The sequence below is a fragment of the Polaromonas sp. P1_G4 genome (assembly GCF_056405475.1).
On record NZ_JBFUCA010001035.1, the window covers coordinates 1 to 613 of the forward strand.

Below are 613 nucleotides of genomic sequence, written 5' to 3' on the forward strand. Positions count from 1 at the left end.
CGTCAGGCTCTCTACAAGGCTGAGCCCGCTGTACAAGGCACCACCGGCATTGCCTTGGTCCAAGGCACTGAGCAAACCCAGCACGCCAGCAGCCGTTCCCAAGTCGCCGGGCAAGGCACCGCCGCCGCTCATCTTGTCTAGTGCGTTGTAAATGCTGCTTACCGCGGCAAGCCGCTGCAAGTCGCCCATGTCGTCCCAATGCTGCAAGCCGATGATGCTGTTCATCAGGCCGATGGCGCTGGCTGCCTGGCTAACTTCGGCCTGCTCTTGTGCGTCTTGGTATTGCTGGGCGCTTACGATGGCATTTGGGTCACCGGATGCCGCCCGGGGGTTGAGGTAAACGCTCGCCCCTCCAATGTCTTTAACCTGTACCCAACCGTTCGACAATCGGGTGACTTCGCCCACCATGTCACCATCGGCGTTGACGAGGAAGCTGCTAGTGTCGTTGAAGGGCAGCACGTCCAGCCCGGCTAACTGACCCTCGCCGTATGCTCCGCCACTGTGACCGCCGGCAAAGTGGCTGGCTAAGTGGGAGGCCGGAATATCGACGACGTTGAGTGGTTCGTCTACACCGTGACCACCATCAGTAACCACAGCGTTGTCGGTGTGAGTC

1 protein-coding gene is annotated in these 613 nt (G+C 60.4%); it reads right to left on the reverse strand.

Features of this window, described 5'->3' with window-relative positions:
- Positions 1-613: hypothetical protein (locus AC1D1X_RS25215; protein ID WP_477699624.1), on the reverse strand; the 613-nt coding region annotated here is incomplete at both ends.